We start from the raw sequence: 20,189 nt of genomic DNA on the forward strand, positions 1-20,189 counted from the left end.
CCGCATTTTTACTATAAGACCGAATAGGTAAAAGGGTGTTTCAAGCAAAGCAAGCCAGACGGAGAACCTATTTCTCTTCTGTCTTGTTTATGGCCTTAACAATCACCCATCATTTAATGAACTGGCCAGGTTTCCATGTTATAAGCCATATCCCAAAATAACGTTTCATAGCGTGTCGTATTCAAGAAAATCGTTTCCAGCCGATCCAGCTCTGCCTGCGGCTTGCCCTCTGTCAATTGATCGAATAAGTCCAGACACCAGCGGGTCAAATCGCCGAACTCCTCCGAGCTGTACATCCGTACCCACTCTCCATACCATTCATGCTCAGACGCTCCAGGAATTTGACTCAACTCTACCCCGATCTCCCAGTAGCTCCACATACATGGAAGCAGCGCCGCGACCAGATCAGCCAACGAACCATTTTGCGCAGCATGCAGCATATAGTGCGTGTAAGCCAGTGTGATGGGGGTAGGCTCGGCCTGCTCCAGTTCCTCAAGCGAAATGCCAAAACGAGCTGCATAATTCCGATGCAGAGACATTTCCTCATTCATCGTAGAGTTTAACAGTGCGGCGAACTTGCCCATTGTCTCGATATTGCTTGCTTTCACAGCGCCGAGAGCAAACAACTTTGCATAATCAATTAAATACAAATAGTCCTGGACCATGTAGTAACGAAATTTCTCGATGTGAAGCGTACCCTGACCAAGCTCCTGGACAAAAGGGTGTGTATGATTTTGGCGCCAGACGTTCTGGAGCTTTTCATGTAAATAGGTTGAAAATGACATCGTAAGTGACCTCTTTTCTTCGCTGATTCTTTTTATAGGTGCGTGTTCAAAAAAATATATGGCTATAGAGAAGCTGTTTGCCTCCACTACCCTTATGGAACATGCCTTACAGGAGTTATTTCCTCGTATGTCCCCACTCGTATATAAATTGAAGCATGACCTTTGTAAAATCTACCACTTGTTTGATCGACACCTGTTCATTCACCGCATGGGCATTGCCCAAATCGCCTGGTCCATATATAGCTGCAGGAATGCCTGCATCCCCAAACCAGCCCCCATCAGTGACGGTTGGTGACACATCGATAATAGCCTGTCTGTTCATAATGTGCTCGTGTGCACTTATTAACGTCCGAACAGCTGCATGCTGCGGGTCGACCTCCAGTGAAGGGAAAATCTCGCCGCGGTCTTCAATCATTGAGGATCCACCCCACGTAAACTCGGGAGGATTGTCTCTCAGCCATACATCTCCTTCAGCCACCAGCCTGATATGCTCTTCTACTTCCTTGGCTACCTGTTCATGCGTCTCGTTCGGATAAAAGTGTACGGTGATCCACAATCGGCACTCATCAGCTATAAACGCAGCATGTCGGCCGCCTTCAATGACGGCAGGATTGATCGTACTCGCTCCTGGTGGACAATCAGGGTAGCTTTTCATCACCGACCAATGACGCTCCAAATCCTGCAGACCTGAAATGATTTTCATCATTTTCTCAATGGCGCCTGCCCCAAACAGCTTGCCACCGGCATGAATCATGCTTCTTCTTGTCGCATCGTGAAAGGTTTGCTTGCTTTTTACCGTGATCCAGCCAGTTATGACGCCACCCTGCCCTTGAATATGCAAATCACTCGTATCAACAACAACGGCAAAATCCGCGCTATATCCGCGTTTGCAGCATTCCAACGTTCCCGCTTCTCCCACTTCCTCACCGATTACGGATTGGAATGTAAGATCGCCAGGGAGCCGAATGCCTGCTTCATGAAGCAGCTGAATAGCAAAAAGTGAACCCGCGAGCCCCGCCTTCATATCGGCGGCACCTCGGCCTATGATCGCCCCATCTCTGACAATTGGGGTGAAGGGTGTTGTTTCCCAAGCTTCGTCAGGACTTACCTCAGCCACATCCATGTGACCGTTAATAATCAGACTTTTATAGGCACCCGATTCGCTGCCTTTAAGCACACCCACAACATTGGGATCTCCGGGGTATATGTCCCATTTATCAATAGCAAAGCCCTTTTCCTGCAGAAATGCTGCAATATACTGCTGAGCTTCTTCCGTATTCCGCGCTGGTGGTGCAGGTGTCTGAAACCGGATCAGATGCTCGATCAGTTCAATCAATTCTCCCTGCCTATTCTCTACTTGCTGGAGCAAGGACTCCAAATCAATCCGCATGACTAACTATCCTTTCTGTCTGAGATCGTTAACTTCTCCGCTCTTGTAAGCCGATCCAATGAGGATGTTCAAATAGTAGCATACATGATCTGGATAACTCAACCAGTCCTGTATGAACGATGTCTGCGAACAAGAACAAGACGCGTCATGGCTATAGTCACCCTGCGCGTCTTTATTCTCTTAACTCCATTTAGTTCAGTATGACTTCTACCAAAGCGGCTCAGGAATGAGCTCTTTCAATGATTCCGTACCGTCTGGATCACGCGTATACTTATGCGTCACGGCACTTTCTTCTACTTGCTCGAAGGCCCAATGTACCGATGTCATATCCGGGAAGGACACCTTCGATGCATGCAGCGGTCCTCTATACAACAAACGATTGATCATGGTAACAGCTTCCGAGCGGATCATTGGAGCACTTGGCTTGAAGGTGCCGTCCGGATAGCCATCGATAATATGATGACGGTAAATCTCTGCAATGGCATTACTTCCCCAATGTGATGCTGTGTCAGTGAAATGCTCATTCATGTGCGGGCGATCCGCCAGTTTCAAGAAGCGGGAGATTACCGTGCTAAGCTCAGCGCGTGAAATCGGTTGATCCGGCAGGAATGTTTTATCCTCATATCCTCCGAACAAGCCAGCACGCGTTGCCGCTTCAATGTATTCAGCCGCCCAGAAGGAGGTTTCAACATCGCTGTAGAGCTTTTCACCCTTGACTGTCTTTTGCAAATCTAGAATCCGAGCGAAGATAGCTGCGATTTCGGCACGCGTAATGGAACGATCTGCTTTAAACAGACCATCCGGATACCCGGCAATATATCTTTTGTGCAGCTGCTCGCCGAATTTAGTGCTGAACAGCAGCCCTTGAATGGTCGACAGGTCATCCTGTAAATTGACCAGTGTTCCTGCTGCTAAAATTTTGGCTTCATTGTACATGGTCGTCTCGGCTGCAGCCAAGCTATCGCTGACTTGTACCTTGTATACAATTTTGCCGCTTGCCTTGCCAGCAAGGTCACCCACGTTCCAACGAATCGTTGACTTATCGACGATTCCGCCTGCCGCATCTACAACAGAGGTATAATCTGGGATCTTCGCTTCGATTACCACTCCGGAGGCAGAAACAGCCGTTTTATTCATAAACTCGATCGTATACGTAATCAGACTGCCTTCCACATATGTCGCACGGTCGGTAAAGATCTCTACAGCCAGATCCACTTGGTCCCCGCTTGGTATTTGACTACCAGCATTCGGTGCACCTGCCCCGGTAGATCCTGAAACTCCAGTACCTGTGCCAACACTCACAGAATCATTGCCCGGCAGAGGAATAGGTGTCATTTGCAAGTCATGACGTACAATGGCTTCCTCAACACTGATAATAGGGCTTCGATACGTAAAATACCTCGGCTTGTTAACAACTACGATATAATCGGTAAATCCATATACCATGTAAGCGTAGAATCCTTCTGCATTGGTATCCTGAGGGTTTCTATTATTATTGGGATCGAATCCAACCAATTCAGGTAATGCAACAAGAGTACCCGGTGTACGCCCGTTCGTGCGGTTACGCTCTGTATCCGCATAATACAACTCCACATGAGCTCCTTCAATGACCAAACCTGTTCTTGCATCGGTTACAGTACCAAATGGATCGATCAGCTCAGTAGTGATATTCATTTCACCATTTTGTTGAATCTCAAGCTTCGACAATTTTCCGTCTGCACTACGATTGACAATAATTTCTTGACCTGGTTCGATTTCAATCGCAATAGCCAGCTGGTAAGTGCCTGCGCTCATGTTCTGAACATTGAACTCACCGGACTCACCAATACTGAATTCTTTACGGGAACCGTCCGGGTTTTTAACTACATTACCTTGGCTATCGATTAGGTAGCCTTTCATCTTACTGTATACTTCCTTGGACATCAGCGATACCTGTTTGCTTGGTGTTTGTCCCAGAAGCACACCACCGGCCGCTTTATTGGCTGGGAATATTTCCCTACCATTATCCGTTATCGTTCCTACGGAAGCCGTCAGAGGGAAGGTAATCTGCTTCGTTTCCGACCCCACTGTAATAGGTTTCGTGATCGTCATATCATACAGCGTATTAGCGCGTGGAATGGCGATTAAGTAAGTACCGTCTGCTTTCGTAACAGCCCGGGCTGTAAAGTCGGTCACACCGTCATTATTAAAATCCTTGCTGACAATCACAATTGCTCCAGCCACAGGCTTTGGTGTATCTCCATCCATTTCCGTAACGATTCCAGCAATAGCCCCCGGATCGAACGTAAGAATAATTTGAGCCGTTGCCGATAAATGACGCACCTGATCGTGGACATCCACGTTCACAGGCACACGTACAGATATGGAACCTGTGACAACTTCGGAAAGGAAAGGAACCTTGGCTTCACCCTTGGTATCCGTTACGGCTGTAGTACCACTTGGGAATGATCCCTTACCGCTTGGCGACGAGAAGTTGACTGTCACACCAATTACCGGTTGTCCTGCGGTATCCTTAATGATCGCTGTCAGCTCCGTTTGTGATTTACCGTCACCTAGAAGGGTTGAAGGATTCGCCGACAATGTTATCTGGAACGGCGACAATGCTGCATCCACAACGACATTATTCGTAGTACCATCCTTCGGAATAGCATAGAAATCGATCTCGGAACCCGCATAGCCCTCACGTGTCACAACCAGGTGATACCTGTTGACTGTCACATCCGCAAAGTTGTATTGACCACCTGCATCTGTTGTTTGTTCGGCAATCAGCTTGCCTGTGGAAGCATCGATCAGCTGCACCTTGGCATTCGCTATAGGCAGCGTCGTCCATGCATCCGTAATTTGACCTTGCACATTGATCTTGTATTTAACCATCATCGGGTTGTTGGCTCCTACCAACCCGCTTGTTGTGTCAATCTCTAGCTGAGCAAGCTCGGCATCTTTAGCTATAAAAGTAATATCGTATAGACCGCTAGCAATGCTATCTGGAAGCTGGCTATAACCATACCATTCCTTAAAGCCATCTTGTACATAAGTCTTGTCGTTGACCAGCTTCATGCTGATTTCTTGACTTGGTGTTCCATTGGTATAAAAAGCAGTGACTGCTGATACATTCACAGCACTGACCGCCCTCAAGAGAAGTGGATCGCCATGACCATATACAGGAAGTTTCCAATCTGCGCGTTCCTGATTGCCACTCCAGCCATCCAAAACAACTCCTGTTACCGTGATCGTATCCTGCACAGAGCTTATGTTAGTGCTCTTCGTACCTGTCGCTGTTAAAGCGTAAATATGTCCAGCCACGTTATCGTAGGCTGCTTGCTCCGGTACGTGAACAATCAGCTTAATTGACTTGCTAGCGCCCGCGTTCACAGGTATACCTGGTACGCCCGCTGTCACATAAGCAGCATCAATGTGATCCCATACCCAAACGCCGTTAACCCGTTTGCCGCTGGCGATTTTTTGATTGTCTACGTATAAGTCCGTCGGATAAGGTCCGATCAGCGACATCATGAAGACATCACTACCTGCACCGATATTCACCAACGTATGATTGAACGTAGCATCCTTACCCGCTGTCACGCTGAGATTACTTGACAGGTTGAGCACATGCTGGCCATATACAGCCACATTAACCCCATTACCAAGTAAAGGAACGTATTTCTTTCCACCTTCATTCGGAAGTGAGAAGTATTGATCCAGCTTGGATTGGAAGTAAACCAAAGTTGTGACTGAAGTGGTTTCCCGTGAGCCCACACGGAACGTTAATTCCCGCTGTGCTCCAGCTGGTATAGCACCAATGTTCCATTTGAACTGTGTATCGTCTTTAGTCAAAGACTCGTTGTTAGCCGCCGGCCCCACACTAGTCAAGAAAAGTCCGCTTGTAACTGCCAAGCTCAACATGGATGAGTAAGCCGTACTTTTGCCTTGGGTATTATTCACCCTTAACACGAAGGTACTGTTATCGCCAGTCGATGTCAGCTTTTCATTATCTACTCGGATGTCCACGCCCTGATTAGGCTCGATGACATCTTGCATCAGATCGGTTGCCGAGGCCGTCTTGGGAATGGAATCCGTCGGTGCAGACAAGTACGTAATCGTCGGTTCGAATGAAGTCTTATAAGGGTTTTGCGAGTGATCGCCAACCGTAATCACTTTGGTAACTACTGTTACCGTTGTATCTCCCGAGATATCCCCAATAAGGTAACCATTATCTATAGTAGAGAAGAGTACCGGTGTGCTGCCCAGCCATACGCCGGTAATTTCTTGCTCAATCAAACCGGTTTTCCGCAGAACAACATGATAAGCAGAGCTTGTCCCCGGAGGGTTAACGATAAGCGAATACGTCACATCATCACCCGGTCGGGTGGTGGTTGTTACTCCGCTGCCGTATGTATTACCGGTAACGGTTGAAGTCAGTATAGCCGGAGCTACAGAAAGCGATTGATTAGCTACAGCATTTAAGTTATATACTTTAGCCTTTTGATTGGTTACTTTTGGCGTTGGCGTCGATTCATATTCACCAGTAGCCGTCACAAGATTAAGTCCAATTCGACCTGCTCCTACACTTGGGCTCACACCAGCCTTGAACGTAATCGACTTCGTACCGTTGCTGCCAGCTACTATCAATCCTGTCCAGGTTACTTTACCGCCACTGAACGTACCCCCATCGCTAATGTCAGCAGCTGTAATCCCTGTTGGCAATGTTACTTCCACGCTTGGAACATAGGCTGTGCCTGTTCCCGCATTCGTCAGCGTATAGCCAACAGCAATCGTCGGGTTGCTGTCAGAAAACTGAGAATTCGTAATCGCATGAGGTGCTATGGTGACATTCGGTTGTATGACATTCACAGTTGTTGCGACTGCTGCAGATTGCTGCACAGTGCCTGCAGAAGTCGGTTTCCACTTCACAATTGCCGAGGTTCCAAAGCTTTCTGAATTCAGTGTGAAGGCGCCTGTGCTTGGAGTGTTACCCGTTTCAATGGCACGCAAGCGGACCGTGTTTGTATAAACATTAGCCGCGTTTGACGGTGCAGGACTGTTCTTCAAGTCAATCGTCAGTTTTCCATTGGAATAGGAAGAAGTACTTCCTGTTGGAGCTTGTGGATCAAGTGTTACAGAGACCACTTCAAATTTAGTACGCAATGAATCAATCGTATCCTCAATCAACAGATCAAACGTCTGCGTTCCTGCTGGTATTGTCGCAGTCAACTTGTAATCGACTACGTCACCTGGACGAATCTTTGCATTGGAACGAGGAAATGCAGTGCTCGTATCTTCCGTGTTAGTCGTGCTTTGAATGATGTTATCCAAGATAACACCCGGCACGAGTAATGCCCCTTGCGCTGTTACCTGTTCAAACTTTTCAATACCTATTGGGTTGGAACCGCCCGAATCATTAGTATATGCTTCGTGGCTTGGGTAGTACCTTCCCGACTTTCCTAAAGCTTGAAAGCTGGAGCCGGAGCCTTGATATTGTTTCAATTGGACCGTAAAAGCATAATCAGTTTTAGCTGATCCCGCCAAATCCTGCCGTGGATATGTAACGCTCAAGTTGTCACCAGCAATCGTTCCACCGACAGCTGTTACAATCTCGTATCCTGCAGGTACTGTGATAACGGGTATGAAATCGAAGGCTGTACCTTTTCCTGTATTCGTAATGCTATAAGTCAGTGATTTAGGTGCTTCATCCTTACTTAACGTAACTGATACAGGATTCATGGATGAAGTCAGGTTTGGCGTCTTAACGATAATCGGATCATCACCGGACGTTATTGACTTATCGACCGTTCCACCTGAAGTAACCGCCCATTTAAAGTCGGCAGTAGATTTCTGGGTTTCCAAAAAGGCCGATCCTGCCTGCTCAATCTTCGTTTTAATGAAGTAAGTATACGTCGTTCCAGCAGTTTCAACCAGCAATGCAGCGGGTAAGGTGACCAGCTTAGGTGTACTTCCTGAACCGTCCGTATATTTGCTAGTGTCAACTAACACACCCGGATTCGAAGCACTTACATATCCTGTGAACACACTGAGCAATGATTGGTGATCAGGCAATCTGTCAATGATTTGCGGTAAATAGGCGATATCTTTTGTAGGCAATTTAACTTCAATTTTGTACACGGCCCAATCGCCGGCACGGACATTGTTTTTATCGCCTATTGTGTTTGTGGAGCCAGTCGTAGAGCCGACTTCCACTAAGGTTTTGGTGATTGTAGGGCTATTAACCTTCATCCTAACATTTAGTGTTTCATTATAAGGATAAGAACGATTAACCGTTGTTGCTCCAGCATTCTGGCTGTTGTAGGTTGCTTTCGAGCTTTGACTAATTTCTTTCTCAGCGCCAATGGGATCGATGACATCAGCCTTATATACAACCTCAACTGTAGCTCCTGGTTGGATAACCGTAATCTGGCCAAAAAACTCCAAATCAGTAAGTATAGTCGCGTTCCGAACAAATGTTTTTTCTCCTGCGATCATTTGCGGGTTTGTAAGTTCTGCAGGGAGATGCTCGGTAAAATTAACATTATACACGGGAACCGAGCTGTCGTTCTTCAAGTAAACAGAAACCGTTACCGTTTGACCCCCATTGACATTGACAACGGTGGACGAGTTATTGACCTTGCGGGTTAGCGCAATGTTTGGCTCCGCATAGTTGAGCTTCACGGTGTCCCGTTTACTCTCAATCCGAAGTGGAGAATTCTGATACGAGAGCGTGACCAGATTCTCCGCACCTTTGGTTGCTTTAACATAATCAGTATTGTTTTGTACAACTGCCTTTACTTGAACCTGCGCACTCTTAGCAACAGGCAGGTCGCCGAGCGCCCAATACAGCATGTTGGAGGCTGTATCATAGGTAGGCGTCACCCCATTCAACTGCATTTGGGTTAAATCTGCCGCATCGACAAGGCCATCTCCATTAAGATCCGGTGTGGATCCGAGCGGTAAATAATCCATCACGCCAACGTTGTGCTGCTGCGCATTCACTGCGCTTGCGTCATAGCTTACTGTAAATGTCAGTGTATCGCCAACGGTAGCCGTTGCAGTCCGTTCATTAATAGTAGTTGTAGCTACGCCATTGATTGCAGTGATCTTTTCACTGATTGCTGGCACATTAATCGGGACCGTTGTGCTCTCACTGTCGGTAACAGGGCCGGAGGTTAAGGTTGTTCCCGTTACAACCGCTTCGTTATCAATATTATCCCCTGCATAAACCGGATTCGTTCCGTACAAGCCTCCAGACCAGGTTGGATCCACTTTTGTTTTGTAGGTGAACGTCCTTGTCTGTTCCTTGGCCAAATCACCGATATTCCATTCCAGTGTTGTCACACCGGCTGCTTTGACCGGACTCGTATTGCTAAGTCCAGAAGTGCCAGAAGAAGGCACATAGGTTTGCCCATCTCCGATTGTATCGGTAACTACTACATCTTTGACCTCATAATATTCATTCGTCTTTACTGTTAAAGTATAGGTAAGTTCTGTATTGTAACCGATTGAAGCGGTTGGTGTTACACTCTTGGTGATGATGATATCCTTGGCATCAGCATAAGCATAGGGAAGTGTATCCGTGATCGTTTGCCCATTAACAACCGCTGTGTAGCTAAGTGTGTTCTTTGCTTGATCACCGTGCTTTACACTAACTCCAAGATTATCTGCCTCTGCTTCATTAGCAGCTCCTGACAATAAGCCTTTGTCTAGAAAAGCCCCTTTAAAGGTGAGCTTCTTGGTTCCTTCAGCGGCGTTCATTGTAAAGTCATTCCATTTGAAAGAACGCTCATTGCTGTTAATGTCCGCAAGCGTCAGTGTATTGACGACAGCGGTAGGGCTAAAACCATAAAGCTCCAGTCCGCCTGAATAAGAGTTGACCAGATTGCTGAAAGCTGTTGGATATACGGTGTTATTTACAATATCCAACGTAAATTCGAACTCTCCATACTCGCTTCCGGAGACTGCCGAATTGGGGCCAGCCCCTTTGACCTGCTTGACCACAGGAGCAGGGATAATCGTAAAAGGTACAATTTTCAAGTTCTTGGACGCTGTTTGGGTAGGAGCGCCTGGAGGTTCGTACAATTGTCTGGCAACAGTTGCCCCATATACATTGAACTTCATCGCTATTCCGCTGCTGCCAGCCGCGCTGAATGGAACATTTGTCTGACCGTTCGGCAGTCGGTATTTAGCAAGTGAGTTGACAGTTACCGGAAACGTATAGGATTCACCCGGAGCGAGGTTTTTAACGTCCTTCCAGTAGGAGGTTTGTTGCCCGGTTGCTCCGTTTGTCGTTTTCTCAGTAGGCTCTGGGTTCTGGCTCGGGCTCACCTGTAGTCCATCGTCCAGCACCAGTTGAAAACCTACGTTATAAGCCCATTGGGCTGCATCCTTATTTTTAATAACAACCTTAACCTCGGTATCTTTACCGAGTACAGCTTTATCTGCGGATTCAATGGTTACCTCAAGCACACCAGCACCCACACTCAATCCCTGCGCACCAACACTAATGGCACCAGCGATAAGCTGAAACAACAGCATAGCTGTCATCAAACTAGATATGATCTTCTTACTCATTGCCTCATTAACCTCCATGAACATATTATCACTTGCACTTCCTGTTTCTTCTTCGGAACGCCGCTTCAGTTAATCGAGTCATGAACAAAAGTATGCCGCGCATTCGTTCCGTATAAATGCCATGTCGTCCCCTACTATAGCTCTCATCCCCCTACACCCTTAATTCCTCTCATTTCTGCATAATGCTTTATCTAACATACACCACCAAAATGAACAAAAACTGAACAAAAACTGAACAAACCTCCTTTTTCGTCAAAATTCACGATTGTGTGCATACAAAAAAAGACAGGATTACGCATCATTCTTGACATATTCCGTCAAGACGTTACGTAATCCTGTCCGCTACACCCTATGTACACGGTCGCTGAGCTTTCATTAAATTGCACGAACTCCCATATCGCTAACCTGCTGCTTCCAATTCTCAAACCAAAGGATGATTTCCCTCTTAGGCTCCAGATTAAGCTCCTGATCCAGCATCTTCAGAAGCAGCTGATACTGCTCCTCAACAGAGGCTCGCTGCCCCATATGATCATACAGCTTCATTAACGAAAAAAAACTGTCCTCGGACAACGGCTGCTCCTGTTGAATTCGAAGATAAACCTGCACAGCTTCGTTCCACATTCGGTTCTGCGCATAGCAATCCGCCACCTGCTGTGCATGAAGAAGCCAGCGCATTGCCATCCGCTGACGATCACCCTCTGCCCATAAATAATCATGCTTGCCCAAATATTCCCCTCGATACATATCTAGCACCCTTTGGTGATCGGTTAGATTGTTCACCGTCACGTGCTCCAGCATTCGAAGGTTTTCTTCCCATTCATCAGACTCCAGACGCACTCGCCCGGCATCCAGCACATAACCTTCCTCGGCACTATAGCTTTGAATGGGAATATCGATTCCACAGCTCTTAAGGTTTTGACGAATTTGATATATGGTCGTATACAGCAAGGTGATCGCTTTTTTGGGATCTATATCCGGCCACAGTAAATCGAGCAGCATACTCTTGCGTACTAATTGTCCACGATTATGAAGTAAATAAGCGAATAGCTCCTGACCCTTGGAGGTCCTCCACTTCATGAATTCATCGGCTTGATCTTCTTTATATTCAATTTGAAGGGAGGGAAAGCATCGAATCCATACAGGATCTCCAAGGTGGGGGTCGTTCTTTGGGTTAGTCTCAGGCTGCTTTAACCGCTGCAGCGTATTCAACAATCGTTTGCGCTGCAGCGGCTTCAACACATAATCAAGAGCATGCAGTTCAAACGCCTGAATGGCATACTCATCAAATGCAGTGACAAAAACGATCTCGGCTGATGGACAAATCTCTTGCAGCTGTTCAGCTGCCTGCAGCCCTGATAATCCCGGCATCTGAATATCCAGAAAAATAACGTCTGGCTTCAAATTCGCAGCCATCTCAATCGCTTGCAGCGGATTCATACTTGTACCTACAATATGGATGTCTGCCAGTTCTTTTAACATCTTTTCCAGCTGCAACAGTGCAAGTCGTTCGTCATCAACCAACAAAGCTTTCAACGTCATTGTCACTCTCCACTTAAAAAAAAGTTTTCATATTAATTTCATAAAGACAGGCTATAATTTCATTACGTTAACTTTTCATTATATGAACCTTCTAACGAAAGTGTGGATACATGGATATGTATAATAATTCAGAATTTCCCAGATTGTCGACAGATCGCTTGTTATTAAGGCAAATGACGCAGGACGATGCCGATGAGCTTTACAGCTTCTACGCGGAAGGCTCCCCCATAATCAAATATCTGGATTGGCACGGACCTTCCTCGACGGAGCAGGCCCGTGAACTGATTATCGCCTGGAATCAGCAGTTTCAGGAAAACCGGCTCCTGCCTTGGGGGATAACCCAGCTTACTGACAATAAATTAATCGGAACCATCATGTGCATGCCTGTTCGCGGTACGTTCGATTATAATCCGCTTTCCCCTGTTTCCATCGGTTTTGAGCTCACTGACACTCATTGGAACAAAGGGTTTATGTCCGAAGCCTTGGAAGCCGTGATCCGTTTTGGTTTTGAACGTATAGGCGTACATCGCATTCAAGCGGAAGTTCTCCCCCAAAATAAAAGCTCATTAAAACTCCTGGAGAAGTTTGGCTTCAAACAGGAAGGTTTATTAAAGCAATATTTGATGCATGATGTGACCAAAGTATTTTTGGATGTGATCATGCTGGCGCTGCTGGAAGTATAAGCCGTAGATAAGCCACATTCTGTGCGGCTCCATACACCTTTTATTCCTCAGCGTCTGCCAGATGCTCTTTACAAAAGGCTTCTATAACTGCCAGTTCATCTTCTTCAAGCTCAAAATCCACGTAATTTTCATTGGATTTCTCATGAATTTCATATCTCACCATACCGGTGCGACTTTCTTCTACCACATAAATAACTCTTACATACAACCCATTCTCCGAGTAAAGCTCGTCATCCTCTTCAACCTCAATATCCAGTAGAAGTTCATAACGTTTACCTGTTAAAATCCCGAAGGGGTCCTTGATCAATTCCACACTATAACCAGTAATGGTTAACATGCTATCATCCTTTCCAAATCTCTGCATCCTACCATTATACGTCCTCAACCGCATAAACGGAAGCAACTCGAACCCTTGCCCACACTCTCCCGTAAAGTCACGAATATCTTGCTATCAAGAGGTGATCCGATGCAAGAAATAACGATTGCTGCGGTTGGTGATATTTTGATCAATGGGGCCATATCGATGTCCGTCAAGCAGATCGACACCAACCTGTATGATTTTGATTCCATTTTTGAAGACGTTGCACCTATTTTACGGGATGCTGATCTTACTATCGGCAATTTAGAGGTTCCTTTGAAGGGGAACATGCCTTTTATTAAAAAAAAGAACCCTCGAACAGGGTTTCCTATGTTTAATGGTCCCGAGCCATTAGCTGCGGCGCTGAAGCGTAGCGGCTTCGATGTTATGATAACGGCCAACAATCATTGTCTCGACAATGGAATTGAAGGGCTGCGGCGAACACTGCAGGTTCTCGATGCCAATCAATTAGCCCACACGGGTACTTTTGCCGTTCCCGAGCAGCCTCGGCAGCCGCTGATCATGGACGTTAAAGGGATCAAGATAGGTATTCTCGCCTACACCAAAACGACCAACCAGATCCCCCTACTGACCGCCATGCGTGGGTCCGTCAATCTGATCAACGAAGCTCAAATTTTAAGGGACCTACGCGAAATCAAGCGCAAAACCGATTTGAATATCATTAGTCTCCACTTGGGACAAGAGTATCGGGCCGTACCTACCCAGGAGCAGCGGACTCTTGTTCGTAAGCTTTTGCAGCATGGAGCGGACATTATCCTCGGTTCACACCCACATGTGCTGCAGCCCATCCTCAGGACGAGTTCCAATCAACTTGCTATGTACTCGCTTGGTAATTTTGTATCGATTCGATTAAACGATAACCCGTATACCAATAATGGGTTGATTCTACAATTGACTATACGTAAGGATACAGATCGTACCACTATCAGCGGCGTGGATTGGATATCTACCTGGACCTATCGAAATTTCAGAGGTAAGCGTCCCATTTACCGTGTTATTCCCAATACAGCAAAAGCCAATATACAAAGCAGAGAAACCCGAATTTCACCGCAGCAGAGAAAACTAATGGAGCATATGCGGACATATACCTCGAAATTACTGCGATCTCGTGATCATAAACCATAGCGATAAGCGCTGTGTTGGGGTTGAGGGACAACAACTAAAAATCCCCCTCCAAGCAGAAGTGTCCATGTTCATGAAATCATGAAGCTCACATTTTCTGTTGGAAGGGGATATCATCTATTTGACTATTTATGTTGTGTCGAGATCTGCTATGCGGACGCTTCTACTTCCTCGTGCACCGTTTTGATCTGAATCATGACCGTGTTTGGATCCGTTAATACTTCAATTCCATCTTGGAAAATCAGGTCGGAAACGAGAAGCTGGTCGCCAGCATCTAGGCCGCTAATATCCACTTCCATTGAAGTTGGCAAGTTACCAGGCATACAGCGAACTTCTACTTCATACTTTTCAATCTGCAGGACGCCACCGGACTTCAACCCGATTGCCTCGCCCAAAAAATGGATCGTAACTTTACTATCCATGCTTTCCGTCATGTTCACATGATGAAAATCAATGTGCAGCAGCTTGCCTGACAAGGTTTCTCTTTGGATATTCTGAACAACGATCGGCAGCACTTTATCATCTGAGGTTTTACCCTGCAAAATCGCACGCGGATTTTTTTTCAAAATGTTCAGCATTTCTTTTTCATTCACTTCCAGTGACAAAGTATCTTTACCAATCCCATACAACACAGCGGGGATGCGTCCCTGTTTTCTTGCTTGATTCAAGTGGGACCTTGTTTCACCAGTGCGCTTGTTTAGTTGAATAAATGTACTCATTTGATGGTTCCTGCTCTCTTTTGACCATAAATTCTTGTCAATTTGATTATAACATGACCATAGAATCTAGTCAAATAAGTCATTTCTCAAGATTCGTATTCGATAAAAGGATCTGGAATCTCAATCTGATAAGCCTCAGCATCACTGACGCCAACGGAGAGTACCGCCCGACCATGGCCTGACCGTATAAGTCCTCCGCTAAAAATCACATCCTCCAGATCTGGGCGCTTGCCAGGTCCTCTTGGAAAATCGCTTCTTGCCGCAATAATTTTTAACGGCGTTTTCTCGCAGGTTTCAGGGTCTATCGAAAACACCATCGAATAATAGTGCTTGTTGCCTGATAGATCAAAGCAAGCGATATGCCCAAGAACGCCTACATGACCGTTGCTCAATAAATGTGCTTCGTTCGCGCCTCCCCACTCCTCAGGAACAAATTGATCTCCAAGCATGTCTGCATTAATAAACGTTTGCTCGTCAAGCTCATCCAGCGAGTCGATGATGGTAAACCCGATTTGCCCTCTTCCGCCTTTTGCTCCTTGCGGCCTTGTGAATATGCCAATCCTGCCATCCTTAAGCTCAATCAGTCGAATATCCTTCATCGTGCCAGGGCCAGATGAAAAGTGGCATAATGAATCTATTTGGAATCCGCGATAAAATTGAGTAACCCACGACACGATTTTACCCGGATCATCAGCTGCAGTGAAGACCTCTACTCCCCCAACAATTAATTCACCCTTGATGATGGTTGTACAGGGGTCCTGCAAATTATACGTATGCGTATGCATACGGGGACTCCACACTTGATTGTCGCATGTAAAAAAGAAGACTTGAGAGAACTCGCTATCCCGTTCCTCAACTCTTCCCAAGAGTACTTCCTCCCCATCATATTGAAACGGGGCCGTTATATTATACACATCTCGATTTCCAACCCCAGCGAACGTAAGCTTCTCTACCTTCGTTATGCGAGGATTCGCATAAAATGTATCCAGGAGCTGTTTACAGGTTTCCATTTGTATCGGTTTCCTTGTCATTGCTGTCCTCCTGATGCTCAATCGATTCATCTATAGGCTGATCTTTTTCCTCATCTTCTACGATTCTTATGAGCTGCCCAGGCTGAACTTTAAAATACAGACAAAGCTTTAGCAGCAAATCCCTCGGATACTGCACCATCTCATCCTTATACATACGGCGTACGGAGTCAAAATGGTAATCTATATCTTTGGCAAGCTTACGTATCGATAATTTGGGATCATGATTTTCCATAACCGCTTTTAAATTACTACGTATGACTGACATACTTACACCTCCAACATTAATATATATGGAGAAGAGTAGAGAGTCAATAAAATTGACAAGAAAAAATGGTCATGTTATAGTGACTAAACAGGAGATAATTTAGAATTTTCAGAAAATTTAATACCACTTCCCCTAATTAGAAATAAAGATCTCTTTATTTTCTTTTTTTTACCCAAAAATCGTGAACGCATATGGAGGCTAATGATTTGAGAAATACAAGCAGTAATCGGAATATCGTTTTTCTTGGAACCAGCCTGCCGAGAGAATGCGGCATCGCTACCTTTACGCAGGATTTATTAGATCAATTTGAACACATACAAGGCTTCAATAAACCTCGTATCATTGCCATCAATAACAACGAGACATACTCGTATCAGGAGCAGGTGATGAGGGAAATTGACCAGCACAATCTGTCAGCATATATAGAAACGGCCGATTTTCTTAACTCATCAGATGTCGATCTTCTCGTTATTCAGCATGAATTCGGTATTTATGGCGGAGAAAGCGGAGAATATTTGATTCCGTTCGTCGAGAGATTAAGGATTCCTTATATCGTCATTTTCCATACTGTGTTAACGAAACCTTCGGCCAAGCAGCGACATATCATGAATCGTATTGCCAAGCTAAGCGTTAAAGTCGTCACGATGGCGCAGTCTACCGTCAAGGATTTGATCTCTATTTATGGCATTGATGCCACTAAGGTCACTTTCATACACCATGGGGTGCCTGATGTCGCAACGGATTCAAGAGCAGCGCTCAAAGAACAATATGGGTATGCGGACCGTAAAATTTTGTCCACGTTTGGCTTTCTAAGCCCTGGAAAAGGGATTGAATACAGCATTGAGGCCATGCGTGGAGTCGTTAAGCAGCATCCGGAGTGTCTCTATATCATTTCAGGGAAAACCCATCCGGTAGTTAAGCAGGAAACAGGCGAGGTCTATAGACATATGCTGCTGGATCTTGTGGAGAAATACGATTTACAGCATAACGTTCTCTTCATCGACAAACTACTCACTCAGAAGGAAATTATTCAATCGCTTGTGATATCCGATATTTACTTGACTCCGTATTTAGGCAAGGATCAGGCCGTTAGCGGCACTTTGGCATACGGAGTCGGTTATGGAAGGGTCATTGTTTCTACTCCATACCGATATGCTGAGGAAATGCTTGCAGAGGGCAGAGGATTACTAGCAAACTTCCGTGATTCGGCATCGCTGGAAGCTTGCATCCTCCAGTTATTGAATAGCCCTGCTAAAGTAATAGAGATGGAAAATCGTACACTTGAACTGGGCATCACCATGCTGTGGAGCGAAGTTGCCAAAATCTACGCCACCCTTTTTCAGGAGAACATAACGATTTCACAGTTAACGAATAGGAGTGTAATTTAATGGAGGCACCCACGATCGTACAGTTGAAGAACGATTATATGCGCAGGATCACAGATGATACTGGGATCTTTCAGCATACGAAGTTCGGAGTCCCAGATCGCTCAAAAGGATATACGACAGATGATAACGCACGGGCATTGATCGCAGCCGTTTTATCTTACAACAGTAGCAAAGATTCCGTTATGCTGGACCTGATTCATACTTATATTTCCTTCATTCATCACGCACAAAATGCAGCTGGAAACTTTAGAAACTTTATGGATTATAACCGTTCATTCGTAGAGGATAGCGGCTCGGAGGATTGTCAAGGACGCACGATATGGGCACTTGGATTCGCGCTCTCCCATTCTTCGTCCCTGCCTGATAATCTATTAAACACATGCCGTTATCTCATCAATCAAGCATTACCGCATATTCATTCAATCGGTTCTCCGCGTGCCGCGGCCTATGCCATAATCGGTCTCAGTTACCTGATAGAAACTCCTGATGCTTTAACTTACTCCTTCCCCTATCTCCATATGGCAAACACCGCGGAAGATCAAGCATTTTTGCCTGAAGCCTTGATCAACAATCTGATCGAAAATATGGCAGTCCGACTACACACTCAATATACGCGCAATAAAGGAAACGGTTGGAATTGGTTCGAAGACAGCCTCACCTACGGAAACTCCATGCTGCCATGGGCACTTTTACAAGCATTCCGTATTTCGGGTAAAGGGTATTTAAAAGAAACAGCCAAGGAAAGCCTGGATTTTCTCATATCGAAAACCTTCTCTAAGGAAGGCTATTATAAGCCAATTGGCAGCCACGGCTGGCTGCTGCGAGACGGACAGTCCGCTCCCTACGACGAACAGCCGATTGAAGCATGTGAAATGCTGCTGGCCTGCAAGGAAGCTGCGGTCGTGCTCCATGACTCTGCTTATCTAAAACAAGCAGCCTTATGCTATGAATGGTATGTAGGACATAACTCCATTAACACTTCCCTCATAGATCCTCAAACCGGTGCTTGTTACGACGGTATCCACTCGACAGGCTTAAATCTGAATCAAGGCTCCGAGAGCATCATTTCCTTCTCTATTGCCCGTTTGGTGATGCATCATGAATAAATTTGCCACTATTCTTGCAGGCGGGGGCGGAACCCGTTTTTGGCCGCTGTCTCGGCAAGAAATCCCAAAGCAATTACTCAATATTAGCGGAAACGATATTATGTTAAATGATACCATCGAACGATTTAAAGGCATTATCCCTCAGGAAAACACTGTCATCGTCACCAATCGTTCTCAAGCTGTATTAATGGAGAGCATCATGCACAGCAGTGTATCTAAAAGTAACATTTTGATAGAGCCTGTTGCGCGAAACACAGCTGCCAGCATCCTTTTTGCGGCCTTATCCATTGAAAAAAACCACGGCAACTCGCTCATGGTCGTATTGCCTTCCGATCATTATATCACCGATGAAGACCAATTCCGGCTTACGCTCGACGAAGCCTGTACGGTCGCGATGGAATCGGACAAAATCATAACTATCGGCATTAAGCCGACCTTCCCTTCTACCGGCTATGGCTATATCGCTTTTAATAAAGATCCGATTTCCTCCAACCCTGTAGCTGTATACGAAGTAGCTGAATTTGTAGAAAAACCGAATTTCCAGAAAGCTCAAGGCTATCTGTCATCGGGTAATTATTTATGGAATAGCGGTATCTTTATTTGGAAAACATCTGTTATTATAGATAATTTCAAACGTTACCTGCCTCGGCTGTACAAAATGATGCTGCCCATCAGCGATTATCTCGGGACGGAGCAGGAAGAGGACATCATGAATCGAATTTATCCAACGCTGCAAAATATTTCAATTGATTATGGCATCCTTGAACGCTCTGATGATGTCGTTGTTTTATCTGGTCAATTTGGCTGGAATGATATCGGCAGCTGGGATGCGCTTGGCTCGATCTTCCCGCCGGATGAATCGGGCAACATTATAAAAGCGAATCACTTAAGTATAGACACGCGCAATTCAATCATCTATGGAACCGACAGGCTTATCGCGACAATAGGCGTCGATGGATTCATTATTGCCGACACCGGAGATGCCCTATTAATCTGTCCTAAGGACAAAGCCCAGTCTGTCAAAGAAATCGTCGAGCTGCTGAAGGAAAAGGGAATGACCGAATATATGTAGCAATCACAATTAAAAACCGGATCACGGCAGTGGATGTTCCGCTGCGTGAATCCGGTTTTTCTCATTTTAATTATCGTGTAGTCCTACGAAATAAAATCTTGTTTACCGAACGTATATTCGTTACAATGATAAAGGAAATTATTTACTAATC

The 20,189-nt window shown here is 45.6% G+C and carries 13 protein-coding genes; 5 read left to right on the forward strand and 8 right to left on the reverse strand.

Features of this window, described 5'->3' with window-relative positions; translation table 11 throughout:
* Window positions 1–113: 113 nt before the first annotated feature.
* The 4 genes from tenA to BM210_RS20490 form a co-directional block, all read right to left on the reverse strand.
* A complete protein-coding gene (tenA, locus tag BM210_RS20475) occupies window positions 114–785 on the reverse strand; it encodes a thiaminase II (RefSeq protein WP_091172842.1) in 672 nt (223 codons plus the stop codon).
* Window positions 786–900: 115 nt separating this feature from the next.
* Window positions 901–2,175, reverse strand: coding sequence for an acetylornithine deacetylase (locus BM210_RS20480; protein ID WP_091172843.1), 1,275 nt, complete (start codon window positions 2,173–2,175; stop codon window positions 901–903).
* Between the two features lie 207 nt (window positions 2,176–2,382).
* The gene (locus tag BM210_RS20485) at window positions 2,383–10,734 is read right to left on the reverse strand and encodes an S-layer homology domain-containing protein (RefSeq protein ID WP_177237919.1); all 8,352 of its coding nucleotides are present in this window, start codon (window positions 10,732–10,734) and stop codon (window positions 2,383–2,385) included.
* 375 nt (window positions 10,735–11,109) lie between these two features.
* The gene (locus tag BM210_RS20490) at window positions 11,110–12,273 is read right to left on the reverse strand and encodes a response regulator (protein WP_091172847.1); all 1,164 of its coding nucleotides are present in this window, start codon (window positions 12,271–12,273) and stop codon (window positions 11,110–11,112) included.
* 116 nt (window positions 12,274–12,389) lie between these two features.
* On the opposite strand from BM210_RS20490, the gene BM210_RS20495 reads away from it, so the two are divergent.
* The gene (locus tag BM210_RS20495) at window positions 12,390–12,956 is read left to right on the forward strand and encodes a GNAT family N-acetyltransferase (RefSeq protein ID WP_177237920.1); all 567 of its coding nucleotides are present in this window, start codon (window positions 12,390–12,392) and stop codon (window positions 12,954–12,956) included.
* Between the two features lie 40 nt (window positions 12,957–12,996).
* Here the strand turns inward: BM210_RS20495 and BM210_RS20500 are convergent, their stop codons facing one another.
* Window positions 12,997–13,293 carry a DUF6509 family protein gene (locus BM210_RS20500; protein WP_091172852.1) on the reverse strand — a complete coding sequence of 99 codons (297 nt, stop codon included), beginning with the start codon at window positions 13,291–13,293 and terminating at the stop codon, window positions 12,997–12,999.
* A 129-nt stretch (window positions 13,294–13,422) separates the two neighbouring features.
* On the opposite strand from BM210_RS20500, the gene BM210_RS20505 reads away from it, so the two are divergent.
* The gene (locus tag BM210_RS20505; RefSeq protein WP_091172854.1) at window positions 13,423–14,460 is read left to right on the forward strand and encodes a CapA family protein; all 1,038 of its coding nucleotides are present in this window, start codon (window positions 13,423–13,425) and stop codon (window positions 14,458–14,460) included.
* 146 nt (window positions 14,461–14,606) lie between these two features.
* Here the strand turns inward: BM210_RS20505 and BM210_RS20510 are convergent, their stop codons facing one another.
* From BM210_RS20510 to BM210_RS20520, 3 genes are all read right to left on the reverse strand, one after another.
* On the reverse strand, window positions 14,607–15,176 hold the full coding sequence (locus tag BM210_RS20510) for a 50S ribosomal protein L25 (protein ID WP_091172857.1): 570 nt from the start codon (window positions 15,174–15,176) through the stop codon (window positions 14,607–14,609).
* A gap of 86 nt (window positions 15,177–15,262) precedes the next feature.
* The gene (locus BM210_RS20515) at window positions 15,263–16,207 is read right to left on the reverse strand and encodes a DUF1861 family protein (RefSeq protein WP_256223869.1); all 945 of its coding nucleotides are present in this window, start codon (window positions 16,205–16,207) and stop codon (window positions 15,263–15,265) included.
* Window positions 16,173–16,472 (reverse strand): helix-turn-helix domain-containing protein, encoded by a 300-nt coding sequence (locus BM210_RS20520; protein ID WP_091172861.1) that lies wholly within the window; start codon window positions 16,470–16,472, stop codon window positions 16,173–16,175. The genes BM210_RS20515 and BM210_RS20520 overlap by 35 nt, the downstream gene beginning before the upstream one ends.
* A gap of 206 nt (window positions 16,473–16,678) precedes the next feature.
* Between BM210_RS20520 and BM210_RS20525 the strand changes: the two genes are divergently transcribed.
* From BM210_RS20525 to BM210_RS20535, 3 genes are read left to right on the forward strand one after another with little or no spacing between them, the layout of a single operon-like run.
* Window positions 16,679–17,860, forward strand: a complete 1,182-nt coding sequence (locus tag BM210_RS20525; RefSeq protein WP_256223870.1) for a glycosyltransferase family 4 protein — start codon at window positions 16,679–16,681, stop codon at window positions 17,858–17,860.
* Window positions 17,860–18,966, forward strand: coding sequence for a glycosyltransferase (locus BM210_RS20530; RefSeq protein WP_091172865.1), 1,107 nt, complete (start codon window positions 17,860–17,862; stop codon window positions 18,964–18,966). Before BM210_RS20525 ends, BM210_RS20530 begins: the two co-directional genes overlap by 1 nt.
* Entirely contained in the window at window positions 18,959–20,038 is a 1,080-nt protein-coding gene (locus tag BM210_RS20535) for a mannose-1-phosphate guanylyltransferase (RefSeq protein WP_091172867.1), read from the forward strand. Before BM210_RS20530 ends, BM210_RS20535 begins: the two co-directional genes overlap by 8 nt.
* The last annotated feature ends 151 nt before the right edge of the window (window positions 20,039–20,189 follow it).

This window comes from Paenibacillus sp. 1_12 (assembly GCF_900114475.1).
GTDB lineage: Bacteria > Bacillota > Bacilli > Paenibacillales > NBRC-103111 > Paenibacillus_S.